Genomic DNA, 26,714 nt, shown 5'->3' on the forward strand with positions numbered 1-26,714 from the left:
AATCCTAAAGTATTTAGCCCGTGTTAAGCAAGGGCTGTTTTTTTGGCTGAAACCAAAAGTTGCAATAAATAGTCTACTCGTTCTTAACTTTTTGTTTTTTTTCTCAATTTTAAGGCATATTCTTATCACATACCTATGAGCCTTAAGATCGATCCGTCAAAACGTAAAGTATTATTCATATTTCTCTCATTCTTTTTAGTTACAGTAACTGCCAGTTATTGGTTTGTTTCATGTAAGAAATTTACCGCTAAGCAACCTGACGCAGCTTACAATGAATTTATTGAAGCGTATACCAGTGGCGTAATTTCGAAGCAGAGCACCATTAAAATTCAGTTGGCCTCACAAACAGAAACTTTGCATGCTGCAGATGAGCCTTTAGGTGATGGAATCATACAAATTAGTCCTGCAATTAAAGGTAAGGCGTTTTGGGTTGATGCCCGAACTGTTGAGTTCAGGCCGGAAGAGGATATGAAACCGGATCAGGCATATGAGGTTAAATTCAATCTGAAAAAGGTTACTAATGTGCCGGTAGAGCTAGCTGATTTTGAATTTGGTTTTTCTACAATTAAGCCGTCCTTTTCTATTGATTATAATGGGTTTAAAGCAGTTGATAACTCGTTTGAGTTGATGAGTTACTCTGGAGTTATCTATACCGCTGATGCTGAAGATCCGGAAAAAGTAGAACAAATAATTTCTTCATCATTAGCAGGAAAAGATAAATTGATAAAATGGACGCATGAAAATGAGCTAAGGACACATCGATTTATAATTGACAGCTTACACAAAGCAAATACTGAAGAAATATTAGTTATAAAAGGTTCAGGAAGCCCGCTTGATATAGATAAGGTCGTTGGACAACAAGCAAGTCTTCCGGCTTTAAACGATTTTAAGGTTTTAAATGTAGGAGCAATTAATGATCCCGAACAATATGTTTTGGTTCAGTTCTCAGAGCCTTTGTCTATTAGTCAAAGTTTAGAAGGATTGATTTCAGTTGCACAGATTACCGATTTGCGGTACACAATTTCAGGAAGTGAGGTCAAAGTTTATGCTCCTGACTATTTAAATGAAAGTTATACTGTTAATGTAGCTGCCGGCATCAAAAATGCAAATGATGCTGATTTAACACGATCAATGACAGCTAATGTGTTTTTTGAAAATCGTTTACCTTCAGTTGAAATTCCTGGTAAAGGCGTAATAATGCCAACTGGTGGAAAACTTGTAATGCCGTTCATTGCATCAAACCTTAACGCAGTAGATGTAACCATCATCAAAATTTACGAAAACAACATACCGCAATATTTGCAGCAAAATGATCTAAATGGGGAATCTGACCTGAGGAGAGTTGCTAAACCTGTTGCACAAAAGACTATTCGACTTGATACTGATAAAGGCATCCAACTGAATAAAAAGAATCGATTTGCTCTTGATCTGGATAAGTTGATCAGAACGGAACCAGGAGCTATTTATCGTATTACTATTGGTTTTAGAAGGGAATATGCGCTACGTACATGTGAGCATGATTCAACGGAAACTGTAAATGAGGAACGGGAATATTACGGTGATAAGATAGATGAGGACGATGATTTTTGGAATCGATACGATTCTTATTATCCATATGGTTACAGTTGGGATGAAAGAGAAGATCCTTGTAAGCTGTCATACTACAATAAACAACGTTGGGCAGTACGGAATGTGCTGGCCTCAAACTTAGGTATTATTGCTAAACGCGGTAATGATAATAGTATGTTGGTGGCAGTTACAGATTTGTTATCCACTAAATCAATTTCAGGGGCTGAAGTGCAGGTACTCGATTATCAGCGCCAGGTTTTGGGTACGGGAAAAACCGATAAAGAAGGTTTAGTCAGACTTGAGCTGCCTCGTCAACCATTTTTGTTATTAGCCAAAAGTGGCCAACAGCGCGGGTACTTAAAGTTGGATGACGGAAGCTCTTTACCGATCAGTAAGTTTAATTTAGGTGGTGATGAAGTACAAAAAGGGATAAAAGGTTTTATTTATGGAGAAAGAGGCGTTTGGCGTCCGGGGGATTCTATTTATGTAACCTTTATTCTGGAAGATCTAGAAAACAAGCTTCCCAAGGGGCATCCGGTAAGTTTTGAACTGTATAATCCTAAAGGGCAATTGTATAAAAAAGTAGTGAAATCACAGTCGGTAAATGGATTTTATTCATTCCCAACAGCTACTGAACCTAATTCACCAACTGGGAACTGGCAGGCGAAAGTAAAGGTGGGGGGAGCAACATTTCAAAAAGTTATTCGTGTTGAAACCATCATGCCGAATCGCTTAAAAATCAATCTTGATTTTGGTAAAAAGGAATTAAGCAAAGGTGATAATCCAGTAGGGATGCTAAATGCTAAATGGTTGTTTGGAGGTACAGCCCGAAGTTTAAAGGCTAAAGTTGATATTTCATTATCAGCTGCACAACCATCTTTCAAAGGTTTTTCTGATTATGTTTTTCAGAATCCTGTTTCAAGTTTTTCTACTGAAAATAAAACAATTTTTGATGGGCAACTTGATGAAAACGGAAAAGCAACAGTAAAAGCAGTCATTTCCGTAGATAAAATGGCTCCGGGTATGCTTAATGCTAATTTTCTGGTTAAAGTTTTTGAACCCGGCGGCAATTTCAGTATTGATAATTTCACACTTCCTTATCATGTATACAGTTCGTACGTGGGTATGAAAACGCCTCCAGGTGACGAATATACAGGCATGTTACCTACTGGGAAAAATGTTCCGGTAGATATTGCCAACGTAACAACGACCGGGGGCTTAATTGGAGGAACACGACAGGTTGAAGTTGAGTTATTTAAAATTCAATGGAAATGGTGGTGGGACGAAAGCAATGATGACTTCAGTAATTTCACCCAGGATGAATACAACAAGTTTATCAGCAGAGAAACCGTCACTCTTAACAACGGACGTGCCACGTGGAACCTTAAAGTAAATGACGATGAGTGGGGACGGTATTTAATACGATTGAGGGATGTTGCAAGCGGTCATGTTACCGGTCAGGTTGTTTACCTTGATAATCCATATTGGAGCTCACGGACAGATGAAAGCGGTGCTACTGCTGCTACTATGCTAAACTTTAACAGTGATAAAGAAAAGTATAATGTTGGAGAAGAGGTAAAGTTAACTATCCCATCAGCTCAAGGAGGGAGAGCTTTGATTAGCATTGAATCGGGTAGCAAAGTGATAAAAACGTATTGGGTTGATGCACAAAAAGGCGAAACACATTTCAAGTTTAAAGCAGAAAGTAACATGTCGCCGAATGTATTTGTAAACATTACTTTGTTGCAACCGCATTCACAAACTGTAAATGATAAGCCTATACGCATGTATGGAGCTATTCCTATTTCGGTGGAAGATAAAAATACCATCCTGAAACCAATACTTAAAATTCCTTCATCCATCAGGCCGGAAAGCGAAGTGAAGTTTTCTGTTTCGGAAGCAACAGGCAAAGAAATGACTTATACCGTAGCCTTGGTTGACGAAGGTTTGTTAGATATTACCCGTTTTAAAACACCTGATCCTTACTCGGTATTTTATGCCCGTGAAGCTTTGGGTGTTAAAACATGGGATATGTTTGACTATGTAATTGGTGCCTGGGGAGGTGAATTGGAACGTATTCTAAGCATCGGCGGTGACCAGAACGGCGGCAAAGCAGCTGCGGCTAACAGGGCTAACAGATTTAAACCAGTTGTGAAGTTTTTAGGGCCATTTGTGTTGAAAGGAAAAGGTGTCAACAATCATTCTGTCAAGCTTCCTCCTTATATCGGCTCGGTAAAAGTGATGCTTATTGCAGGACAAAAGAGGGCTTATGGTTTCGCAGAGCAGGTTGTTGCCGTTAAAAAGCCATTGATGCTATTGGCCACTTTGCCAAGAGTATTGAGCCCTGGTGAATCGTTTAAACTGCCTGTTAGTGTGTTTGCCATGGAAAAGAACATTCACACTGTCGCTGTTTCATTGCAAAGCAATCCGTTTTTAGAAGTTATTGGTGGAAATGCAAAAGCGGCGAATTTCAGTCAGCCGGGTGAGCAAATGGTTTATTTTGATGTACGTGTAAAACAAATAACAGGGGTTGCCAAGGTAAAAGTTACAGCTCAGAGTGGCGCTGAGAAATCAGAAGAAACTGTAGAAATAGATGTACGGAATCCGAATAATACTATCACCCAAGTACAGCAAGCTACTCTTATGCCAGGTAAGTCGGTTTCTCTGCCTGTAAAGATGATTGGAATGTTAAGCACCGCTAAAGGAACTCTGGAAGTTTCAAATATACCACCGATTAACCTGGCTAAACGTTTAAGCTATTTGATGCAGTATCCGCATGGTTGTGTTGAACAAACGGTTTCTTCTGTATTTCCACAGTTAACCTTAGACCAGTTAATGGATTTGAACGATCACCGCAAAGCAGAAATCGACAGAAATATTAAAGCGGCTATTAATCGCTTGAAAGGATTTCAAACCTCAGATGGAGGTTTTGGTTATTGGCCGGGTGATTCACAGCCTGATGAATGGGGAACAAACTATGCAGGCCATTTTATTTTAGAAGCGCAGGAGCGTGGTTATACTTTGCCGCCTTCAATGCTGCAGCAATGGAAAAAATTCCAAAAGTACAAAGCAATTGCCTGGACACCAACAACTGATAATTTTTATGGAGGAGACCTTTCTCAAGCCTATCGATTATACTTGTTAGCCTTGGTAAAAGCGCCTGAAATTGGAGCAATGAATCGCTTGAAAGCATTTAAATACTTGTCAAATGAAGCTAAATGGCGTTTGGCTGCTGCATATCAACTGGCCGGACAAGAGGAAACCGCTCAAAGCTTGATCCGTGGACTAAGTACTTCGGTGAAAAAATATAAGCAATTAGGAGGTACTTTTGGTTCCGATTTACGAGACCAAGCCATGATTTTGGAAACTCTTTCATTATTGGGAGAAAAGCAAAAGGCCAGTGCATTAGTACAAACCGTTGCGGCCAAACTTTCACAAGAAGATTGGTACAGTACGCAAACAACTGCTTACTCATTAATTGCTATAGCCAATTATTGCGGGTCTAACAAAGGATCAAAGATGAGCTATTCCTATTTGATAAATGGCGCAAGTGCTGTGGTAAATTCTTCATCAGTTGTTTCGCAAATTAACTTGAACAAGAACGGAACCGTTAATTTACAAAATAAAGGAACCAATATTTTATACGTTAGGGTGATTACTAGCGGAAAACCTTTGGTAGGCGAACAAGTTGAAGAGCATCAGAACACTGATGTCTTGCAAATGCGGGTGAGTTATAGATCATTGGATGGAAAAACGATAAATCCCGGAAAACTGGAACAAGGAACAGACTTTTTGGCTGAGGTGATTATTACCAACCCGGGTAAACGTGGTAATTATGAGCAAATGGCATTGTCGCAATTATTTCCTTCGGGCTGGCAAATTATCAATACCCGCTTAACTAATGATGAGAACAGGTTCAACTCATCGCCTGCTACTTATAAGGATATTAAGGACGATGCGGTTTATACCTATTTTAATTTATCAACAGGTAATACCGTTACTTACCATGTGTTACTGAATGCATCTTATATAGGCAGATTCTATTTGCCATCATCTTATTGCGAGGCTATGTATGATGCAACCATTAGCTCTGGAACATCCAGTTCTTGGGTGGAGGTAATACCGGCCAGGTAATAAGAAAAAGCAGAGGGCCTGATAACTGAAATATAAATGCAACTAAGCCAAAAAGGTAAAAAGGACTGCGTTTATCCAATCGTTGTGTGCAATCCATCCTATTTCAGAGGAATTGACTCCTTGGGCTAACGTAAAGGTCTATCACAATCTGGGCAAATTCATTAAATTAGGAAAGCTCTTTGCAAGGCCGTTTTAAAAAGTGTCGCTATAAAGCACGGGCGCAATCCTGGTTGAGATGTTTGCCATGACTTCATTGGTGGCCCTCCATAAAAGAGGGACCCCGTTCAGAATATTTTCTTAGCCAAAAGCACATCTCCAAAGAGTTTCTAAACTGTTAACACATGGAACAGGAATCGATTCCAATGGAAGTGGTCAATGCTCATGCGGCAGGAGTCGACGTGGGCAGCCGGTCGCACTGGGTGGCTGTGGGACAACAGCCGGAAGAGGTCAGGGAATTTGGGGTGTATAACCAGGATCTCTTTGCCATGGCCCAGTGGCTCGGGGAGAAAAAAGTCAAAACAGTAGCGATGGAAAGTACAGGCACCTATTGGCAAAACCTTTATGCCGTACTCATAGCCAAAGGCTTTCAGGTCGTGTTGTGCAACGGAAAATTCACCAAGAACATTAAAGGGAAAAAGACGGATGTAAAAGATTGCCAGTGGATCCAGAAGCTGCACACGCTGGGCTTGTTAAACAGCAGCTTTTTACCCGATGAAGCGACCGAGCAACTGCGCACCTACTGTCGTCACCGATCCAACTTACTTCATCAGGCGGCCTCTACCTCCAAAAAAATGCAGAAATACCTTCGATTGCTCAACTTGCGACTGGATGTGGTGGTCAATGACATTTGCGGACTTACCGGCTTAAGCATCATTCGAGCCATTTGCCAAGGTGAATCCAATCCGCAAAAGCTAGCTTCCCTGCGACATGGCAACTGCCGAAAAAGTGAACACGAACTTGCCCTGGCCCTGCAAAGCAACGGCAGAGCCGATTACCTCTTTGCCTTGCAGCAGGAACTGGAGACTTATGATTACCTGCAGGAGAAGGTGCTGCAATGTGACGTAAAAATAGGCGAGCAGCTTGAAAAGATTATTGGCAATGACCCCAATAAAAACCAGCATCAACTCCCCCCTAAAATCTATAAACGCATTAATAAAAACAGCCCAAAAGACATTGACTTGAATCTGAAGTCCTATCAAATGTTCGAGGGAGTGGATTTACTGGCCATCGAAGGAATGAGTTATTCAACGGTACTTTCCTTAATGAGCGAAGTTGGTTTAGCAGGCATTCGGAAGTTTGGCAATGCCAAGCAATTTGCCAGCTGGTTGCGCCTGGCGCCCAACAACAAGGTGAGCGGGGGGAAGGTACTCTCAAGCAAAGTGCCCAAGGGAAGTAACCGGCTAAAAATAGCCTTGCGAAATGCAGCCAATGCCATTGGCAACCTGAAAGACTCCACACCCTTAAGGGATTTTTTTCAACGGATCAGTTTCCGAAAGGGACGTGTGTCGGCCATCAGCGCTACTGCCAGAAAGCTGGCCGTGATTATCTGGAACTTACTGATTAAAGGAGCCACTTACATTAACCCAGCAGGTTACCTGTTTTTGGATCAGAAAAGAAAACTGGGCATGGTGAAACGGATTCGGAAACAAATTGATAAATTCGGCCTGACTAATGAAGAATTGGGCTTTAATAGCCTTTAAAACATCTTTTCTTGAAACGTTAGTCAGAAACATAAATGAACTACTATCTCGGAGGATATTATTTAATCAGACTGCGACCAATGGACTTTGGTCCTTTAGTTGGAAAGACTGTTCATACTTGTAGCAGTTGCATCAATAACAGTCTGCTCGAAAGTTGGGCTTATTCATGGACTTCAGACAATAATCTCCAAATTGACACCATAAAAAAAGACTATTCTGTAAATGACAACACAGTTTCGAAAATACGTCAATGGGTTGACAGAAAATTTGAAGATAAAAGAATTGGGTGGAATAGCGTATTTGCAGACCTTGAAACAGCAAAAGAATACCGACAAATTTTCTTTTCTCATCTAACTGATGTAAAAATCATGGCCGTTTATTTCAGTGAATCTGAAACAAACGATTTTGTTGGTGAATTTAAACCAGAAGGTGAAAACTCAGGGACAATCGGGCTTTATGAAAATCTTTCAAATAGGATTATTGAATCGGAGTCTACTAAAGAAGAACTTTTAGGTTTTGACTTAATTGGTGTCGAGCTAGACGGTAGCTTCCATACCTTCTATTGTAATAGCATTTCAGAAGATTTATTAAACACATTTGGACTTAATGCAAATGAATATGGTTTGTTTAACGATCGAATAGATTGGAAACCAGTAGTGGTCTACATGAATGATGAGGTGAATGGACTAGAACCAGTTCCTTGGTTTGTTGCAAAAGTCAAGTTGGTGCGGGAATAATGTCTGCACACAACGCGCGCTATGCCGCAAGGTACTGTCATAAAAACCAAGAAATTTTCAAGATTTTTTTAACTTTATTCAACCGAAAGAAGGCAAACTTCGACCCGTCGGGGAATGCTTATCTTGTGTAGTCCTGCTTTTGAGCGGGACTACTTGCTTTTGAGCCTTTGGGTTATTTTCTAAACCGAAAGAAGGCGCCTTCTCCCCATCAGCGAATATGGATTTAAGATGGTACTGTTCATCAAAAGCCATATCGTTTTTCCACAGCGTATAAATCATTACCAACAGTTTTTTCTGGATGGCCGTATATCCCTTCATCTTGATGCGGCTGCGTTCATAAATACGTTCGTACAGCTGAACAAAAGGACTCACTCGGTAGCGCACCATGTTCAAGGCCGGAAAAAAAAGACAATGGCGAATGTGGCTGTTACCTTTTTTGGAGATTTTGGTTTTGCCCCGATGGCTGCCCGATTGGTTTTCCACCACGTCATAGCTGGCATAACTGACTAACTGGGCACTGTTGTGAAAGAGTTCAAAGCCATTAGTTTCGGCTACCACGGTGGCCACAGCCAATCGCCCCAAGCCCTTGATGTGGATCTTTTCAAACTTGGCGCTGAGCACAGGGTCGGCAGCAATGGCCTGCTCGAGGCTTTTGAGCAGCAGGGCCTTTTGTTTTTTAAAGAAGGCGATTTGTTGCCGCAGCATTTTCTCCACCAGCTTGTCGGTATACATGCCATACTGAACCGCTTCCAACTGATTGGAGGCTACGGTAATCTGGGTAGCCATGTTTTTAATTTGCCGGGTCAGCGTTCGCAAGGCGTAGATACCAGCTTGCGGGGCTTTCCACAGCGCCAAGGCCTGTTCGCAAGCCATGCGGCTCAGGCCCAGGGCGTCAATGCTGTCGTTCTTGGATTTCAGCCCCAGGGATTCTTTGTACTTTTTAGCTTTGTTGGGCAGCACTACGGCCACATGTTCTCCTTGCTGGTTAAGGTGAAAAGCCAGGTTTTCATAGTACACACCGGTGGCTTCCATCACAAAAAGTTGAGGTAAAGGTTGTTTGCATTGTTTTTTAACCCATTTTATCAACTCCACAAACCCTTTCGGGGTGTTGGCAAATTGCCGGCTGCTCAGTTTGGTAAAGCTTTGTTGGCAGTTGATTACCCCAATGCAAGCATCAAATTTGGCTTTGGCCATGTCGATGCCAATGCCGTACTTCAAGTAGTCGTTGTTGTTCATAATGCAGTGGTTTAGAAAAACTCCATTCTTTCTGCGGCCTATACTCATGTGTTATACAAGGTCGTGTTGGGATTAAGCACGCCTTTAAGTACTGTTCAGGCTGAAAAGAATAACAAAAAGAGGGATGCCTTGCGAACAACATAGTGCAAAGCACTTGTCTAGTGCGGGGCCCTGATTCCTCTTTTTACCTGAGTACATAAAATATAATACTTTTACAATGATATGAGTGCTGGCGACGTGCAACTTGCAAAACCCACTACGTTAAATTATTTTCGTCACGCTGGACAATGGAACGGAACTTTCTTCGCACCTGCGTCAAGCGCAAAACGTTATAGGCATTCTTGGAGGCACTGTGCAAATATGAAATTTAAACAAGGGCAACAGTAATAATGTTAAAAAGACTTACAGAAAAAAATAAACTGGTTTATTTAGGACTAATTATTGGAGTTGCTTATGGACTGGTAACTAGATTCGTTTTTGGCGAAAAGGCTACTCTCGTTTCCTTGTCTTATTTATTTCTTGTGCCAGCAGTTTTGGGAATTGTCCCTTTGATTTTCGCGGACGATAGGCAAATCAAATCTTATAAGACAATTATTTTCATTCCATGGTTGACCGTTTCATCGGCCTTTTTAATAATGTTTTTGTTGGGTTGGGAAGAAACAATTTGTCTCTTAATTCTAGGAGGTCCCTTTTTCATATTAGCGACAATCGGAGCATTAATTTTCCGCCTAATTAGGATTAACAGAGCCTCAAGGCATAACACCTTATTAACTGTAATATTAATCCCATTTTTATTTTCGCCCTTAGAAGAAGCTTTCAAAAGCCCCTCTGAAATTTATACCGTTAAAAGTGAAGTTACAATAAATTCAACACCAAATTTCGTTTGGAATAATATCATTCGCGTTTCTGAAATCCAAAGTAAAGAATATAATTCAGGTTTATTTAATCGTTTGGGCGTTCCAAGACCAATAGCAGCAGAACTTAAAGAAGAAAAATTAGGAGCTTTGAGAATAGGTCATTTTGAGGGAGGGTTGACTTTTATTGAAACAATCACGGATTGGCAACCCAATCAACGTGTTTCATTTGATATCAAGGTTGACCCAACAACCATTGGGAACAGAGTATTTGATAAGCATGTTTTGGAAGGTGGTTACTTTCACTTTGTAAATGCTACGTACGAAATTAAAAAGTTGGACAACCATCAATTGAAATTAAGTCTCAATTCAAGTTATCGATTGACATCAAAAGTAAATTATTACAATAGGTTTTGGGGTAATCTGTTCTTACAAGACTTTCAGGATAGGTTATTGGAAGTAATCAAACATCGATGCGATAAATAAAGCGACAGCTAACAACTAAGCGTTCGTCGTGTCCGCAGGACAAGCGATGAAGGCTGGGCGGAGAGCTGGAAAGAAGTAAAGAGTTTTTCTTGGTAGGTTTTACGGCCTTGCATGCTTTAAAAATAACCCCAAAGCCCCTTTTTTAACCGCTGTGTTGGTAATTTAACCGAAAGTGTGGATATTCACCCGAGTTGTGCAACAAGCACACGCGCTATGCCGCAAGTGCGCCGACGTGCAACTTGCAAATCCAAATACGTTAAATTATTTTCGTCACGCTGGACAATGAAATGGAACTTTCTTCGCACCTGCGTCAAGCGCAAAACGTTATAGCCCATTTTAGTTCACTGTTCAGCACTTCATTGCAAATTTGTTATATTTGGGTAACTTGTAGGACTATGTTGACAAAAGAACAATTAATACAGACAATAAAGGACTTACCTGAAAAGTTCTCTCTAGACGATTTGCTTGACAGAATCATATTGCTTCAAAAAATTGAGATTGGACTCGAACAATCTAACTCCGGACAAACTTTAACCACTGACCAAGCCAAAGAAAAACTTAAAAAATGGTTAAAGTAAACTGGACGCTCCAGTCAATTCATGACATTGAACATATTGCTGATTTTATTGCCCTAGACTCTGAACGATATGCCGAGATTCAGGTTCAACGTTTTTTTGATGCAGTTGAAATCCTTGAGACACAGCCAAAAGCTGGTCGTATTGTTCCAGAATTTAACAATCAAGCAGTCAGAGAAATCATTCAGGGCAATTATAGAATCATTTACCGTATTGTTTCTGCAGACCTGATTGACGTTTTAACAGTACATCACAGCAGACGACTTTTATCAAATAATCCTGCTTTGGGTCGGGAAGAGTAAAACGGGCTATAACATGCGTAGCTGTTGCACAACCCCTGCTAAAAAGAAGGCTCTGAGATTTGGATGGACAAATTTCAGAGCCTTTTTCTTTGAAGTCAATTCTATTGAAGACTCAGGGGCTTTATTGCAAGGTTAAGCCGATAAATTGTTTCCAAATAAGTTTCTTTTGAAGCTTGCACATTTAGTGGCAGCAATGCGCTGCGAAACGTTTTTGGTAATGCTATGACGATACAACTAACTACCTTTGCATCATTATTAATTATTTATTAACTTAAAAAATAAAATAATGCACGCACAATTAATCACTTATCAATTAAAAGATATCTCCCAAGCGGAATATCTTAAGCAAATGGTAGAACCCGATGCACCAGTTATATCGAAAGTACATGGTCTTATTTCAAAAATCTGGTTGGCAGACGAAGAGAAAAATACTTTTGGAGGTTTCTATTTGTGGGAAAACAAAACTGCAATGGAGGACTTTATGCATTCTGACCTTGTAAAAGCAGTTGTAAGCCGACCGTTCGTAAAAAACGTTTCTTCGGTTGACTTTGAAGTAAATCAAAATGCTTCATTAATTACCAGGGGACTAAAATAGGGAGTGGAGCTTCTATTATGTTGCCAGAAGCACTACCGCTAACTTTTGTTTGACAATAGAGGGGTAGATGGTTGTATATTCAACATCTGTACTTCCACTGGGCATCTGTGCAAATGTTGGGCTGATTTTTTCAAATGCCCCACCATCGCCATGCTATAAATCGTTAGCTGTAATGGAACCAACTAATACTCTCTCTTAATAAAATAAGCAATACCACAAACAAGTGAATGGGCGACATACGTTAGTCCTTCATCCAATCAATATTTTTACAGCAACAGTTCAACTTTCGCAACAAGTGCCTGTCACTCACTTCTTGAAATCATATCAAAGAGACCTTCTTTAAGTAATATTGGTATTACAATTGCTTCTGGTTTTGCTTATTGACTTAGTGGTCAATTGCTTGACAAATCTCCGGTATTATGAGAAATCAAAAATTAATTATCGCTGCTGCAGGCCTGTTGGCAATGCTCATCAGCTCTTGTCAAAAACAAGAAGAAATTTTAACCTCTACAAAAGAAGAAAGTGTCCAGTTAAAAACGACAGAAAGTGCATCGACAGTGCAAGCAAGTAATTATGTGCCAAATGAATTAATCGTAAAATTTAAGAAAGGTCTTTCAGGAGAAGTCAAAAACAAAATATTGGCAAGGATCAACGCTAATATTTCAGAAAAGATTCTTACCAAAACCATGCAAAGATTTGGTGATAATGAAGGAATTGTTGTGATTCATATGCCTCTTGCTGTACTTGAAGCGCTTGGTAAGATTAAGAGAGCAGCAGAGATCGAATACGCGGAACCTAACTATATTTATCAGCATGATGTTTTATCAAATGACCCTTATTTTACTAACAGTTCTTTATGGGGTATGTATGGTGATGCCACCTCTCCGGTAAATCAGTATGGCTGCCAGGCTGGTGAAGCTTGGGCGGCGGGCCATACAGGTTCCAGTTCGGTATATATTGGGGTGATTGATGAGGGAGCTATGTATGCACACTCAGATCTTGCGGCTAATTTCTGGACGAATCCCTTTGATCCAGTGGATGGGGTAGATAATGACGGCAATGGTTATAAAGATGATATTCACGGCTGGGATTTTGACAAGAATGATAATACCACCTTTGATGGTACTCAGGATGATCATGGCACCCACGTTTCGGGTACTATCGGTGCAGTCGGTGGCAACGGAATTGGAGTAGCGGGCGTAAATTGGAAAGTTAAAATTATCTCCGCCAAATTCTTGGGCAGAAGAGGGGGAACCACTGCAAATGCAATTAAAGCTGTTGATTATATAACAGATTTGAAAACCCGCCATAGCCTTAATATTCCGGCAACGAATAACTCATGGGGAGGTGGTGGTTTTTCGCAGGGCTTAAAAGATGCCATTGATAGAGCAAATGCGGCTAATATTCTATTTGTAGCTGCTGCCGGCAATGACGGCGCAAGCAATGACTTAACACTTCGTTATCCCTCAAGCTATACAAGTGCCAATATTATTGCAGTGGCGTCTATTACTTCTTCCGGTGCTTTATCAAGTTTCTCCAATTATGGTGTTAATACTGTAGATATTGGGGCTCCCGGTTCAGGTATTTATTCTACCTTGCCTAGCAATGTCGGTACCTCCTCTTATGGATCTTACAGCGGCACTTCAATGGCCACACCACATGTTACAGGCGGCGTTGCTCTCTATGCAGCTTCTCACCCAGGAGTATCGGCAGCAACAATTAAAGCGGCCATTTTAAATAGTGCTGTGCCTACAAGTTCTTTAAGCGGCAAATGCGTTACCGGCGGCAGGCTGAATGTCAGTGGGTTTTAAAACTCTGGTAATATTTTTGAAAAAAAGAACATGGGTTATCTCATTCTTTGCTTTGATTGCCGTTTGCAACAAACTGCTTAAGCTTTTGCCATTGTCAAATCGGGAGTTTAAGGAAAATTATGCGAATAATTGTGTCGCTTTTTCTTGATTTTTACCACAATTCATATTATGCGGCGGCTTTTTTTCGGTTAATAGCATGTCTTTTCATAAGTCACTACAACAATGTCCGCTCGAGTTTTTGTGATTATCTTTACGTCACGGCGGAAAAGATCGCACAGTTTTCATCGCACCTTTTCCGGGCAGGCTTGCATGAGGGGTAAAAAATATGAGGTTTTATGAACTCGAAATGATTTAAGCTCCTTTTATTTGCTACGCTAAAAGCGAACAAACGATATCATTCGACATTAAATGTTGTAAGTTATAAATCCCTGAAGGGACTTCCTCCTTTAAGTCCCTTCCAAACCACTCGAGAATTCTTGACTTGTTTTTTTAAAAATTTCTTTAGGTATCGGCTTATTTCTTTGTTGTTAAAACCTTATTCACTTCTTCTGGCGGTACAGGAGCAGGAACCTGGTTTGCAACTGGAGGTAAGGTACGTAAATAAGTATAAATAGCTTTGAGGTCATCGTCAGACATTTGTCCAATTAGTGCCCATGGCATAGGAGGCAATACATTACGTCCGCCTGGTTGGCCCAAGTGTTTACCAGTTCTGAGTGTTTTGATGAAAGCATCTTCACTCCAGGCACCAATACCAGTGGCGGTATCGGGTGTTAAGTTAGCAGTGTAAGAAATTCCCCATGGTCCGGCAAAGGCTGTCATGTCTAAACTCATCAAAGCCCAATCACCCTTACGAGTTAACGTAGAATCAACCTTATAGTTAATGGTTGATAAAGCCGTTCCTGCCTGATGACCTGAAAGTAAGCGGGTGCTGTCAAGAATCAATCCTTCATAAGGAGTTGATAACTTTGGTGAGTGACAATAATTGCAAGAGGCTGCGATGGTTAGGTATTTGCCACGTTCGACTAGCTGATCATTATTCATTTCGGTGTTTTGTTCAGGTGCGCCGCCGCATCCGTTAAATATCCATAACATGCCTATTAGATACGTTATGAAAAGACTGGAATTGCGTTTCATAGCATTAGTAGTTAAGTTGCAAAGAACTTGTGGTATAAATTTACGGAATTATTATTGGTGTTTAAGTTTTATTGAGTTGATATACAGTAGGTTGTAAATTGTTGTTCTGCGGTAAGGATGAAATTCAATAAAGTATAGTGTTTGAGTTTGCCATTTATATATTTACATAATGTTGCAAAAGCTCAAAAACCTATCTAAAACAAAGAAATTAATCTGTTGTGCTATTTTAATAGGGTTAATTTGGTTTAGGTTCTTCTCCCTTCCTGATAAATTATTTAATTCTCCTACCTGTTTTGTTCTTGAAGATAATAAAGGCGAGCTTCTGGGTGCAACAATAGCCAGCGATGGACAATGGCGTTTTCCAAACAATGAAATAGTCCCTGAAAAGTTTTCGAAATGCATTGTTGCCTTTGAAGACAAACGATTTTATCACCATTTGGGCATTGATCCGTTAGCATTTGGGAGGGCAATTGAGCAAAATATAAAAGCTAACTCAGTAGTGAGCGGTGGTAGTACCATCACTATGCAGGTTGTAAGACTTTCAAGAAATAAGCCACGTACTATCAGTCAAAAGTTAATAGAAATGCTCTTGGCGTTTCGGTTAGAGCTTTCAAAGTCAAAAAAAGAAATTTTGGCTATATATGCTGCTAATGCTCCTTTCGGAACTAATGTTATTGGTTTGGAGGCTGCATCTTGGCGTTATTACGGTCGTTCGGCTGATCAATTGAGCTGGGGAGAAATAGCTGCTTTGGCAGTGCTGCCTAATAGTCCTTCGCTGGTACATCCGGGTAAAAACAGGAAAATATTGGAAACAAAGAGAAACAGGTTGCTGGATAAATTATTGTCAGAAAACATTATTGACAAAAGCACTTGTGAATTATCAAAGTTGGAGCCGCTACCTGATAAACCATATGCATTACCCCGTTTTGCACCTCACCTACTGGATCGGTTCGTGCATGATTTTAAGCATCAGCCTCAATTATTCAAAGAAACGCGCATCCTTAGCACTGTTCAATTTGAACTGCAGCAAAAAGTTTCTGATATCCTAAACCGTCATCATATTTATTTTAAAGCAAATGGAGTTGATAACGCTGCTGCTTTAGTATTAGATGTTGAAACCGGAAATGCACTGGCCTACGTTGGTAATATTGTTAATGGCATTTCCGATAACCAGGTTGATGTAATACCGGCTCCTCGCAGTCCGGGTAGTACCTTAAAACCATTATTGTATGCTGCAATGCTTTCTGAAGGCGATATTTTGCCTAATACCTTGATACCTGATATACCAACTCAGGTTGCCGGGTATACTCCCGAAAATTACGATTTAGGCTACGATGGAGCTGTTCCGGCATCACGCGCTCTGGCACGTTCATTAAATATTCCAGCGGTGAAAATGTTGCAGAATTATCGCTATGAACGTTTTTACGATAAGCTTAAGCAACTTGGAGTTACTACACTTAAACAACCATCAGGACATTATGGCTTATCATTGATACTTGGAGGAGGAGAGAATTCTATGTGGGAATTGGCCGGAATCTATGCCGGTTTGGCCCGAACATTAAATCATCAAAGCAGAGATAATGGGAAATATGCATCAGAAGATTTTCATCAGCCTAATTATTGTCTGGTTAAAACTAATATGGCTGATAACGCCGACAACTTACGCGATCATGGAGTTTTAGATGCTGGAGCAATTTGGTCCACATTTAATGCGATGGAAGAAGTTATGCGTCCCGGAGAAGAACAACTTTGGCAGCAATTTTCATCAACACAACGTATTGCCTGGAAAACAGGAACTAGTTTTGGGTTTCGCGATGGTTGGGCAATAGGACTTACTCCAAAATATGTTGTGGCAGTTTGGGCTGGTAATGCTGATGGAGAAGGTCGGCCCGGTTTAACTGGCATCTCTATGGCGGCTCCGGTTATGTTTGATATTTTCAGACTTTTACCAGCCGGAAACTGGTTTGATGCACCCTATGATAAACTTAGAAAAATACCCATTTGCAGGCTAAGCGGATATAAAGCAAGTAAGCTATGCGAAATGTCTGATTCGGTTTGGGTACCTAAAGCTGGCGTAAATACACAGATGTGTCCTTATCATCAGTTGATACATTTAGACCAAAGCGGGAGGTATCGTGTAAACGCTGACTGTGAATCTCCCGACAAAATGAAAACTAGAGCATGGTTTGTTCTTCCTCCATCCATGGAATGGTATTATAAATCAAAAAATCAATATTATCAGCCACTACCACCTTTTAAACCCGACTGTGTTGGAGCCACAGAACAAGGCACTGCAATGGACATGATTTATCCGAAAAATGGATCTAAAATTTATGTTCCGTTAGAATTTGACGGTTCAAAAGGAAAAACGATTTTTTCAGTTGCCCATCGTAACGCCGAAACAGCAATCTTTTGGCATCTGGATGATAAATTTATTGAAACCACCAAAAGCTTTCATCAAGTTGCATTAAATCCTAAACCGGGTAAACATAAACTTACTTTGGTAGATGAAAATGGTGAACGACTGGAAATTGGATTTGAAATTTTGGAAAAGGAGAAGTAAAAATGCAGCTCAAGTTATTGTGATTTTTATGGCCATTCTAAAAGCTATTTCTTCCGTTTTGTTATCAATAGTAATCACGCTTCTTCGAACTTGTTAATAAATTGTATAATCCATTTTATTTTTCAATCTTATTTATTAAATTACTAGTTATTCAATAAAATACATATCTATTTTTATGGTACCTATTTATACTCTCTCTAAATGAAAAAGCTTTTTTTTCTTCTGTTGCTTCTTCCAGTATTAGGAATGAGCCAGACAAAGAATGTTGTTAATACAACACGAGTATTCCCTAAACCCGACAAAGGAGCTGAATTTGAAAAAGCTCTTGCCAGTCACGCACAAAAATTTCACACCGGAGATTGGCGGTGGAGAGTGTTTAGTATTGAAACCGGTCCGGATGCTGGCGGTTATAATATCGTTGAAGGACCCACCAGTTGGGATGCAATTGATGGGCGCGGCGATATAAGCGCTGAACATATGACTGATTGGAACACTAATATTGCTCCTTTAATTTCGGATCGTGGCACCTCAGCCTATGGGGTATATAGTGAGGAATTAAGTACAGTTGCCCTTACTGATTATACTGATAAAGTTTCCCTAATCCATCTTTATCCTAAACCCGGTAAGTTTCCCCAGGTTTTAGAAATGATTAAATCCTTGAAAAAAATGTGGCAATCAGGAAATGAATCTGTTGCCGTATATAAATCAGTGGCATCAGGCCCTCCTTCAATTACAATTGCCTTTCGGATGAAAGGGGGCTTAAAAGAATTAGCAGAAGGCTATCGTAAGCCGATGGCTGAAAGATATAATGCGGCTAACGGAGCGGGTTCTTATGATAAATTCATCCAAAAAGTTGCAGAGAATATTGATAAACGTTGGGATGAATTGATTTTCTATCGAGCGAACTTAAGTTCAAAATAATAGCAGAATGGCACCCTTAAAAGGTGTCATTTTTTATTCCAATTTATTGATTCCTTAATTCCTATGATTCCACTTCAGAAATGAGGTCGTTCAATAGCTTTGATAAATGAAAGAGCTTGTTGAGTCAGATATTTATGATGATTGTTTAAACATGTATAAAAATATAAAAAATAGGTAACCGGCATTTATTTTTTAATTCTATTGTTTTTTCTTTGCATAAATGTTTGCCTCTCATTCTAATCTATCATTTTAATTAAAGCTAAACCAATTATATGCCGGGGCAAGTCCTATTGTTACGCATTTTCTTATTTTTTCTATTCCTTATTCCGGTAACTGTAAATGGGCAATGGGTGCTTAATGGAAAAGTAATAGACGAACAATACGGAGATCCGTTACCCGGCGCAAGTGTTTCATTCCTGAAAACTAAAGGGACTGGAATTCTTACAGATGTAAATGGTTATTTTAAATTGGTGATACCAAAAAATCTTAAGGATTCTCTAGAGGTAAACTTTGTAGGTTACAAAAAGGCGATCGTGGGTTTTGATGAAAGTCAAACCGATACTTTAGTGGTTAAGTTAGTTTCTTCAACAGTATTGTTGAACGATTATATAGTTACGTTCAAACGAGAAGATCCTGCCTACGACATTATTCGGGAAGCCTTGAAAAGAAGGAAAATCAATAATCCATTCAATTTAAAGGCCTATGAATACGAAAGCTACAGCCGCGTTGAAAGCTACTTGAGCAGTGCGGATAGTTCATCAATTAATGGTATGCGCATTTTTAAACAGATGCGAACCAAAGCCAAGGAATTGAATATTGTGAAAGACAGTCTCGGTAATTCAATGATACCTATTGTTGCTGCCGAAACCTATAGTAACTACTATAATTCGAACAATCCGCAAGCGGAAAGGGAAGATGTGGTTAATAAAAATGTGAAAGGAATTGGTATTGATGACGTGGATGCCGCCGGTGATTTATTGACGGGAAAACTTAATAACTATAATTTCTTCAATAATTACATCCGAATCTTATCAAAGGACTTTTCTTCTCCTTTAGGAGATGGTTGTATTTTAAACTATAAGTATAAGTTAAAAGCCGATAGTGATTTAGTTGATGGCGTATGGTGCACGCGAATTGATATAAAACCTCATAATCCGGCAGCGCTGGCATTTACCGGTACTATTTGGTTAAGTATTAATGATTATGCTCCGGTTAAGCTTAGTTTACAAACGAATAACAAAACCACCATCAATTTTATTGAAAACCTTAGTATTGAACAGCATTTAGCAAAAGGTGAAAGTGCATGCTTTCCGGTTAGTACTTTATCGAAGGCGGAGGTAGTTGATCCTCAAAATCTTTTACCTCGTATCTACGTTAGCTATCTAACCCTAAACTCAAATATAGTAGCCAATAAACTCTACGAACCAAATTTCTATTATCAACTTGCAGATACCACAATTTCAGAATTTGATTTAAAGCGCAGGGAGCTAGTTGCCAGGTTAAACAGTTCTTCAACGGTTCCTCCTGCTATTTTTTCTCAGATAGAAGCGATGCGAAATCTAGGAGCAGTAAAGCAAAATGTGAAATTAGCAAACGTTATAGGTACGTTGTATTATCCGGTTGGACAAGTTGATATTGGTCCGATTACTCGATTTGGGTTATGGAATGATGTGGAAGGCTTTAGACCAGGAGTAGCTTTGCGAAGCAATCAATACTTTCATGCAAATTGGCAATTAGCAGGATCAATTGCGTACGGTTTTACTGATAAACAATTTAAATACTCGTCAGAGGTAGCATATCGATATAGAAATAAGCGTAACAGTATTTGGGGGGCAAGCATTCAGAAAGATATTTTGCCGCTGAGTATAGTAGGGGAGAACAACAGTGAATGGGTAAATGCTAATGCCTTTATGCGTGAGTTGTTTATCACAAGTACACGCTGGGCGGCTATTGCAGAGCGTTTGCCATTCTATCAAAATCAGAACAAAGTATGGTTTGAAACTGATTTGACTGCTGAAATCAGGCAGAAACTTTCTTTCCATAATTCCAGTTTGAAGGATGTCCAATTAAGTCCAATGCGGTTTAATGATTTAACTTATTCTGAAATCCTTCTGGAAATATCTTTTATGAAAACCCAGAAAAAAATAAGGATGAAGAATAACCGTCAGATTAATATGGGCGGAATGCAGTTTCCTCGTTTTACGGTTTGGTTGGCAAAGGGGGTGAAAGGTTTGTTGGGTGGACAGTATAATTACCAGAAGGTTTATGCTAATATTTCGCAAAAAAATATAAATGTTTTGGGCTTAGGCCATTCCTTTTTCCAGATAAATGGAGGATATATTTTCTCCAAAGTGCCATTTCCATTACTACGAACTCATCAAGGTAATGAATCGATCATGATTTTTGACAGAGGATTCAACCAAATGAAATATGCCGAGTTTGTAAGTGATCAATACGTAGCTTTTAACTGGAATCATTCATTCGATTCTCCATTATGTGACCGAGTGCCTGTGTTTGCTCAATTAAGCCGTTATTTAAGATGCAGAACGAGCATATATGCAGGGTTGGTCTTTGGTAGTTTACGTAATGAAAATAAAGTGTTACTAAATCAGTGGCAGATGGAGCGCCCTTTAGGTTTAAAATCATTAACATTTAATAAGCCTTATATTGAAGTAGGGGCAAGCTTGGATAATATTTTCAGATTTTTATCGGTAGGGTATTTTAAACGATTAACTTATACTTATTCTGGAGAATCTAAAGGTGGAATTAAACTAGCTGCAAAAGTTAGTTTATAGAAAAATGGTTTAGTTATTGTATGTTTTTTAACTGTTAGTTATAAATAAGTACAATGCTGCATCACCTACATCTACCCAATATTTTATTTTTAGATATTGAAACGGTTTCACAACAGTCAGATTTTGATTCGTTAAGTGAAGAGTTTAAGCTCCTGTGGGATGCTAAATCGGGATACTTTAGAAAAGAGGATCAATCAGCTTCAGAAGTGTATCAACGAGCTGCCATTTATGCCGAGTTTGGTAAAATTGTTTGTATATCTATTGGTAGAATTATTATTGATGGAGATGACAAACGTTTTAGAGTGAAATCCTTTTATGGTGATGATGAAAAGGCTTTACTGAATGATTTTGCAGATTTGCTTCACAAACAAAAAAGTACTGCCATTTTATGTGCACATAACGGGAAGGAATTCGACTTTCCTTATTTGTCAAGAAGAATGCTGATCAATGGGGTTCTTCTCCCTCATTTATTAGATAATGCAGGGAAAAGGCCTTGGGAAATCAATCTCCTCGATACGATGGAGCTATGGAAATTCGGAGATTATAAAAGTTATACTTCCCTTCGGTTATTAGCTGCAGTTTTCGGAATTCCAACTCCAAAAGATGATATTGATGGAAGCATGGTGGGAGAGGTTTACTGGAACAGCCACGATTTGGAACGAATTCGTACTTATTGCGAAAAAGACGTGCTTACCATCGCTCAGCTCTTGTTAAAGTTTAAAGGAAGCAATTTAATTTCTGCTGATAAAGTTGAAATTGTATAGCCTCTGTCGCATTTATTTCCCTCTAAATTTCTATCGTTCCAATCATTCTTAATTGCTATTTTGCGGGCATGTCAAAGGCAATTCTTGAAGTAAAAAATCTTAATACACATTTTAAAACAGAAAACGGTTGGGTAATAGCGGTTAAAAATGTCAACTTTTCCCTAGATGAAGGAGAAGTAGTAGGCATTGTAGGAGAATCGGGTTCGGGTAAATCAGTTACATCATTATCAATCATGCAATTGATTGCCAAGAGCAACGGCCGAAATGAAGGGGAGATTTTATTTACCGAAGAAGGGAATACAACTAATTTGCTAACCCTTTCTGAAGAAGAAATTAGGGCTTTCCGTGGAAATAAAATTGCGATGATTTTTCAAGAACCAATGACGTCGCTTAATCCCGTTTACACATTAGGGGATCAGGTTTCTGAAGCCATTCGATTGCATCAAAAGGTAGATAAAGCTACAGCCCGCCAAAAAACCATTGATTTGTTTAATGAGGTGCAGCTGCCAAGAGCCGAACAATTGTATGATTCTTATCCACATCAGGTTTCTGGAGGTCAAAAACAGCGTGTAATGATTGCCATGGCACTTTCATGTAATCCAAAACTGTTAATAGCTGATGAACCTACAACTGCCCTAGATGTTACTGTACAAAAAACAATTATTGAACTTCTGAAAAAACTGAAACAAGATCGTGGGATGAGCATGATTTTCATTTCTCACGATTTGGGTTTGGTTTCTGAGATATCAGACAAGGTTGTGGTAATGTACAAAGGTCAGGTGGTTGAACAAGGTTTAGCCGACAGGATTTTTCTCCAGCCGCAACACCCATATACAAAAGGGTTGCTGGCATGCCGTCCGGCAGCGAATCTTCGACTTAAAAGATTGCCTACTGTTTCAGATTTTATGGAAGTCACAGAAGACGGAACTATCCTTGAAACAGCCATCAACTTGAATAATTTAGATGACCAATTTGGATTCAAATCCGGCGAAAGGGAAGAGAGAAGAAAAAAATTGTATGCACAGGAACCACTGCTGAAACTATCGGGTGTGCAAACATGGTTTCCAATTAAAAAAGGCCTATTCGGTAAGGCAAATGACTATGTTAAAGCAGTGGATGATATTACGTTTGATGTTTATCCAGGTGAAACCTTAGGCTTGGTAGGTGAATCCGGTTGTGGTAAAACAACTTTGGGGCGAAGTATTTTGCGTTTAGTTGAACCCACCGGAGGGAGTATTTTGTTTGAGGGGAAGGAGTTGCGTAGTTTGTCTAATGAACAAATGCGCGAACTTCGCAAAGACGTACAAATTATTTTTCAAGATCCGTATTCTTCGTTAAATCCTCGCTTGACTGTTGGAAGTTCAATTATGGAGCCGATGCAGGTTCATAAGGTGTTAATGAATGACAAAGAACGGAAAGAGCGTGTATTAGAATTGCTTAGAAGGGTGAATTTAAAGGAGGAGCATTTCAATCGTTATCCGCATGAATTTTCTGGAGGGCAAAGACAGCGTATCTGCATTGCCCGTGCTTTGGCTCTGAATCCAAAGTTTATTATTTGTGATGAATCAGTTTCAGCTTTGGACGTATCTGTTCAGGCTCAGGTACTTAATTTGTTAATTGAACTTCGTGAAGAGTTTAATCTTACTTATATCTTCATTTCGCATGACCTTTCTGTCGTAAAATTCATTTCTGATCGTATGGTGGTAATGAAAAAAGGAAAGATTGAGGAAATGGGTGATCCTGAGAAGATTTACAATAATCCGCAACAGGAGTATACTAAAAGATTAATTGATGCAATTCCCAAAGGTAAACTGCTAAAAGTTTAATAAAGGTATCAAGGATGGATATATTACTCATTGCACTTGGGTTGGTTTGCATAATTGGCGGTTTCTTAGGGAGTTTTTTGCCTGTGTTGCCAGGCCCGCCGCTTAGTTGGCTGGGTTTGTTATTTCTTCATTTTACAGATAGGGTAGAGTACAGTGATAAGTTTTTAATATTTACCGCTGTAATTGTTTTGGTAGTAAGTATTCTTGATTACTACATTCCGGTATGGGGAACCAAACGGTCGGGTGGAACTCCTTATGGTCAACGTGGTGCTGCTGTTGGACTACTAGTAGGTGTTTTCCTTGGTCCGTTGGGTATAATTTTAGGCCCGTTTGTGGGAGCGATTTTGGGTGAACTGATCCACGATACCAGTGATTGGCAAAAGGCACTCAAATCTGGACTAGGTTCTTTTGCCGGATTTATTGCTGGAACAGCAATGAAAATGATCGTAAGCATAATTTTCGCCTTTTATTTTATAAAGGATTGGTTTGCCGCAAGTTTTTAGCGGCTCTACTTTACTTCCAACCTCTAAATCCTACTTCTAATTTTCCTATCTTCGTTGCATGGCGAAAAAAACAATGAAAGGATTGCGCCAGATTTTTACCCAATTGGTGGTAAATATATTATCGCAGCATCCTAACCAAGCGCTTAATTATAAGCAAATAAGCGCCAAACTAAATATTAATGATGAAGAGTCGAGGAAAGTAATTCTCGAAGTCTTACGCGCAGAGGCTAAACAGGGAACATTGAGTGAGCCAACTCCCGGTAAATTTCAGATAAAAGCGTTAAAAACATTTGTAGTCGGTCGTGTTGATATGGCTGCATCTGGTTCAGCTTATGTTATAACTCCTGAGTTGGATCAGGATGTTTACATAGCTCCTCGGAAACTACGCAATGCTTTAAACGGAGATACGGTTAAAATTTTCGTTTACGCAAAAAATAATGGTCGCCAGCCAGAAGGTGAAGTAGTGGAGATTTTGGAACGGACTAAATGGGAATACTCTGGATTAGTTACACTTGAGGGTAAATTTGGTTTCTTAGTTCCGGATGACCGAAAAATGCTGCATGATATTTTCATTCCGCAGCAAGGGTTGAAAAATGTTAAAGATGGAGATAAGGCCATTGCACGCATTACCGACTGGCCTCAGGGTGCCAAAAATCCTATCGGTGAAATTATCCATGTGTTAGGTAGGCCAGGGGAGAATAATACCGAAATGAACGCCATTTTGGCTGATTTCGGATTCCCTATTATGTTTCCTGAAAATGTTGAAACTGAGGCCAATCAGCTTTCGGATGTAATTACATCTGAAGAAATTTCAAAACGTCGTGATTTCAGAGCTGTAACTACATTTACTATCGACCCGGCTGATGCAAAAGACTTTGATGATGCAATTTCTTTCAAAAAACTGGAGAACGGAAATTATGAAATTGGGGTTCACATTGCGGATGTATCTCATTATGTTCAACCTGATACCTTATTGGATAGGGAAGCTCAAGAAAGGGGAACCTCTGTTTATTTGGTTGATCGTGTAATCCCGATGTTGCCTGAGCGTTTGTCAAACGGAGTTTGTTCGCTTAGACCCAATGAAGAGAAACTGACTTTTTCAGCCGTTTTTGAAATGGATGGGAAAGCAAATATTATCAATGAATGGTTCGGTCGCACGGTTATTAACTCTGACAGACGCTTTACCTATGAAGAAGCGCAGGAAATTTTGGAGGGTAAAGATGGACAATTTGCAGATGAGCTGCTAACATTGAACAAACTGGCTTACATTCTTCGGGATCACCGTTTTGCTTTAGGAGCCATCAATTTTGAAACAACTGAAGTTAAGTTCAAGCTTGATGCAAAAGGTAAACCTATTGGTGTTTATGTGAAAGAGCGTAAGGATGCACATAAATTGATCGAAGATTTTATGTTATTGGCCAACCGTCGGGTTGCTGAATATGTTGCTAAGCTAGGTCCTAAAAAACGTACTTATACATTTGTTTATCGTGTTCACGATGCGCCTGATGAAACAATGTTGTTGAAATTCTCAGAATTTGCTTCTCGCTTTGGTTATAAAATTAGCACAAAGAGCCATAAGGAAATTTCAAAATCATTGAATTTTCTGATGGATGACGTAGTGGGGAAAAAAGAACAGAATGTATTAACACAACTGGCAATACGTTCAATGGCCAAGGCAATTTATACTACAAAAAAGAGCAGCCATTACGGGTTAGCTTTTGATTATTATACACATTTTACCTCTCCAATCCGCCGTTATCCTGATGTTCTTTCGCATCGATTGCTTGCCCAGTATTTGGTTAATGGTAAATCGGCAAATGAAGCTCAGTATGAGAAAATGTGCGAACATTCTTCGCAAATGGAGAAAAAAGCCGCAGAGGCAGAACGTGCTTCGGTTAAGTATAAGCAAGCCGAATATTTGAAAGATAATATTGGAGAAGAGTTTGAAGGTGTGGTTTCAGGAGTAACTGAATGGGGTATGTATGTGGAAATTATTGATAACAAGTGTGAGGGAATGATTCGACTGCGAGATATGAATGATGATTTTTATGTATTGGATGAAGCCAATTACTGCATCATTGGCCAACGTAAGAAGAAAAAATATCAACTGGGAGATACCGTAAAGATTAAAGTAAAAGCAGTAAATCTTATTAAGCGCCAAATTGATTTTGTGATGGTGTTAAATCACCAGTAACCATTCCTCTCTCAA

At 39.5% G+C, this 26,714-nt stretch carries 17 protein-coding genes; 15 read left to right on the forward strand and 2 right to left on the reverse strand.

Features of this window, described 5'->3' with window-relative positions; translation table 11 throughout:
- Positions 1-135 precede the first annotated feature (135 nt).
- The 3 genes from L2B55_RS08125 to L2B55_RS08135 all read left to right on the forward strand — a co-directional run bounded on the left by L2B55_RS08125 (position 136) and on the right by L2B55_RS08135 (position 8,140).
- Complete coding sequence (locus L2B55_RS08125; RefSeq protein ID WP_237850046.1) at positions 136-5,703, forward strand: alpha-2-macroglobulin family protein; 5,568 nt, start codon at positions 136-138, stop codon at positions 5,701-5,703.
- Positions 5,704-6,044: 341 nt separating this feature from the next.
- Entirely contained in the window at positions 6,045-7,403 is a 1,359-nt protein-coding gene (locus L2B55_RS08130) for an IS110 family RNA-guided transposase (RefSeq protein WP_237847101.1), read from the forward strand.
- 35 nt (positions 7,404-7,438) lie between these two features.
- Positions 7,439-8,140, forward strand: a complete 702-nt coding sequence (locus tag L2B55_RS08135) for a hypothetical protein (RefSeq protein ID WP_237850047.1) — start codon at positions 7,439-7,441, stop codon at positions 8,138-8,140.
- A 78-nt stretch (positions 8,141-8,218) separates the two neighbouring features.
- On the opposite strand, the gene L2B55_RS08140 is transcribed toward L2B55_RS08135, so the two are convergent.
- Positions 8,219-9,376 (reverse strand): IS110 family RNA-guided transposase, encoded by a 1,158-nt coding sequence (locus L2B55_RS08140; protein ID WP_237850048.1) that lies wholly within the window; start codon positions 9,374-9,376, stop codon positions 8,219-8,221.
- Positions 9,377-9,765: 389 nt separating this feature from the next.
- Here L2B55_RS08140 and L2B55_RS08145 point away from each other — a divergent pair, with 389 nt between their 5' ends.
- The 5 genes from L2B55_RS08145 (at position 9,766) to L2B55_RS08165 (ending at position 13,999) form a co-directional block, all read left to right on the forward strand.
- Positions 9,766-10,716 carry a hypothetical protein gene (locus L2B55_RS08145; RefSeq protein ID WP_237850049.1) on the forward strand — a complete coding sequence of 317 codons (951 nt, stop codon included), beginning with the start codon at positions 9,766-9,768 and terminating at the stop codon, positions 10,714-10,716.
- Between the two features lie 395 nt (positions 10,717-11,111).
- On the forward strand, positions 11,112-11,294 hold the full coding sequence (locus L2B55_RS08150) for a hypothetical protein (RefSeq protein WP_237850050.1): 183 nt from the start codon (positions 11,112-11,114) through the stop codon (positions 11,292-11,294).
- Positions 11,282-11,593 (forward strand): type II toxin-antitoxin system RelE/ParE family toxin, encoded by a 312-nt coding sequence (locus L2B55_RS08155; protein ID WP_237850051.1) that lies wholly within the window; start codon positions 11,282-11,284, stop codon positions 11,591-11,593. Before L2B55_RS08150 ends, L2B55_RS08155 begins: the two co-directional genes overlap by 13 nt.
- A gap of 286 nt (positions 11,594-11,879) precedes the next feature.
- Entirely contained in the window at positions 11,880-12,188 is a 309-nt protein-coding gene (locus L2B55_RS08160; protein WP_237850052.1) for a YdhR family protein, read from the forward strand.
- Positions 12,189-12,607: 419 nt separating this feature from the next.
- Positions 12,608-13,999: a S8 family peptidase gene (locus L2B55_RS08165; protein WP_237850053.1), complete on the forward strand. Its 1,392-nt coding sequence runs from the start codon at positions 12,608-12,610 to the stop codon at positions 13,997-13,999.
- 513 nt (positions 14,000-14,512) lie between these two features.
- Here the strand turns inward: L2B55_RS08165 and L2B55_RS08170 are convergent.
- Positions 14,513-15,133, reverse strand: a complete 621-nt coding sequence (locus L2B55_RS08170; RefSeq protein ID WP_237850054.1) for a c-type cytochrome — start codon at positions 15,131-15,133, stop codon at positions 14,513-14,515.
- Positions 15,134-15,302: 169 nt separating this feature from the next.
- On the opposite strand from L2B55_RS08170, the gene pbpC reads away from it, so the two are divergent.
- From pbpC to rnr, 7 genes are all read left to right on the forward strand, one after another.
- The gene (pbpC, locus tag L2B55_RS08175) at positions 15,303-17,696 is read left to right on the forward strand and encodes a penicillin-binding protein 1C (protein ID WP_237850055.1); all 2,394 of its coding nucleotides are present in this window, start codon (positions 15,303-15,305) and stop codon (positions 17,694-17,696) included.
- Positions 17,697-17,897: 201 nt separating this feature from the next.
- Positions 17,898-18,617 carry a hypothetical protein gene (locus L2B55_RS08180; protein WP_237850056.1) on the forward strand — a complete coding sequence of 240 codons (720 nt, stop codon included), beginning with the start codon at positions 17,898-17,900 and terminating at the stop codon, positions 18,615-18,617.
- A gap of 272 nt (positions 18,618-18,889) precedes the next feature.
- Positions 18,890-21,412: a DUF5686 family protein gene (locus tag L2B55_RS08185; RefSeq protein WP_237850057.1), complete on the forward strand. Its 2,523-nt coding sequence runs from the start codon at positions 18,890-18,892 to the stop codon at positions 21,410-21,412.
- A 53-nt stretch (positions 21,413-21,465) separates the two neighbouring features.
- Complete coding sequence (locus tag L2B55_RS08190; RefSeq protein ID WP_237850058.1) at positions 21,466-22,176, forward strand: 3'-5' exonuclease; 711 nt, start codon at positions 21,466-21,468, stop codon at positions 22,174-22,176.
- Positions 22,177-22,244: 68 nt separating this feature from the next.
- The gene (locus L2B55_RS08195) at positions 22,245-24,002 is read left to right on the forward strand and encodes an ABC transporter ATP-binding protein (RefSeq protein WP_237850059.1); all 1,758 of its coding nucleotides are present in this window, start codon (positions 22,245-22,247) and stop codon (positions 24,000-24,002) included.
- A 14-nt stretch (positions 24,003-24,016) separates the two neighbouring features.
- Positions 24,017-24,505: a DUF456 domain-containing protein gene (locus L2B55_RS08200; RefSeq protein WP_237850060.1), complete on the forward strand. Its 489-nt coding sequence runs from the start codon at positions 24,017-24,019 to the stop codon at positions 24,503-24,505.
- 58 nt (positions 24,506-24,563) lie between these two features.
- A complete protein-coding gene (rnr, locus tag L2B55_RS08205) occupies positions 24,564-26,699 on the forward strand; it encodes a ribonuclease R (RefSeq protein ID WP_237850061.1) in 2,136 nt (711 codons plus the stop codon).
- Positions 26,700-26,714: the final 15 nt, after the last annotated feature.

The organism is Solitalea lacus (assembly GCF_022014595.1).
Lineage (GTDB): Bacteria > Bacteroidota > Bacteroidia > Sphingobacteriales > Sphingobacteriaceae > Solitalea > Solitalea lacus.

Bases quoted from the DNA above. Each gene is read 5' to 3' on its own strand.
- L2B55_RS08125 (WP_237850046.1), top strand. From the start codon at position 136: ATGAGCCTTAAGATCGATCCGTCAAAACGTAAAGTATTATTCATATTT.
- L2B55_RS08130 (WP_237847101.1), top strand. From the start codon at position 6,045: ATGGAACAGGAATCGATTCCAATGGAAGTGGTCAATGCTCATGCGGCA.
- L2B55_RS08135 (WP_237850047.1), top strand. From the start codon at position 7,439: ATGAACTACTATCTCGGAGGATATTATTTAATCAGACTGCGACCAATG.
- L2B55_RS08140 (WP_237850048.1), bottom strand. From the start codon at position 9,376: ATGAACAACAACGACTACTTGAAGTACGGCATTGGCATCGACATGGCC.
- L2B55_RS08145 (WP_237850049.1), top strand. From the start codon at position 9,766: ATGTTAAAAAGACTTACAGAAAAAAATAAACTGGTTTATTTAGGACTA.
- L2B55_RS08150 (WP_237850050.1), top strand. From the start codon at position 11,112: ATGTTGACAAAAGAACAATTAATACAGACAATAAAGGACTTACCTGAA.
- L2B55_RS08155 (WP_237850051.1), top strand. From the start codon at position 11,282: ATGGTTAAAGTAAACTGGACGCTCCAGTCAATTCATGACATTGAACAT.
- L2B55_RS08160 (WP_237850052.1), top strand. From the start codon at position 11,880: ATGCACGCACAATTAATCACTTATCAATTAAAAGATATCTCCCAAGCG.
- L2B55_RS08165 (WP_237850053.1), top strand. From the start codon at position 12,608: ATGAGAAATCAAAAATTAATTATCGCTGCTGCAGGCCTGTTGGCAATG.
- L2B55_RS08170 (WP_237850054.1), bottom strand. From the start codon at position 15,133: ATGAAACGCAATTCCAGTCTTTTCATAACGTATCTAATAGGCATGTTA.
- pbpC (WP_237850055.1), top strand. From the start codon at position 15,303: ATGTTGCAAAAGCTCAAAAACCTATCTAAAACAAAGAAATTAATCTGT.
- L2B55_RS08180 (WP_237850056.1), top strand. From the start codon at position 17,898: ATGAAAAAGCTTTTTTTTCTTCTGTTGCTTCTTCCAGTATTAGGAATG.
- L2B55_RS08185 (WP_237850057.1), top strand. From the start codon at position 18,890: ATGCCGGGGCAAGTCCTATTGTTACGCATTTTCTTATTTTTTCTATTC.
- L2B55_RS08190 (WP_237850058.1), top strand. From the start codon at position 21,466: ATGCTGCATCACCTACATCTACCCAATATTTTATTTTTAGATATTGAA.
- L2B55_RS08195 (WP_237850059.1), top strand. From the start codon at position 22,245: ATGTCAAAGGCAATTCTTGAAGTAAAAAATCTTAATACACATTTTAAA.
- L2B55_RS08200 (WP_237850060.1), top strand. From the start codon at position 24,017: ATGGATATATTACTCATTGCACTTGGGTTGGTTTGCATAATTGGCGGT.
- rnr (WP_237850061.1), top strand. From the start codon at position 24,564: ATGGCGAAAAAAACAATGAAAGGATTGCGCCAGATTTTTACCCAATTG.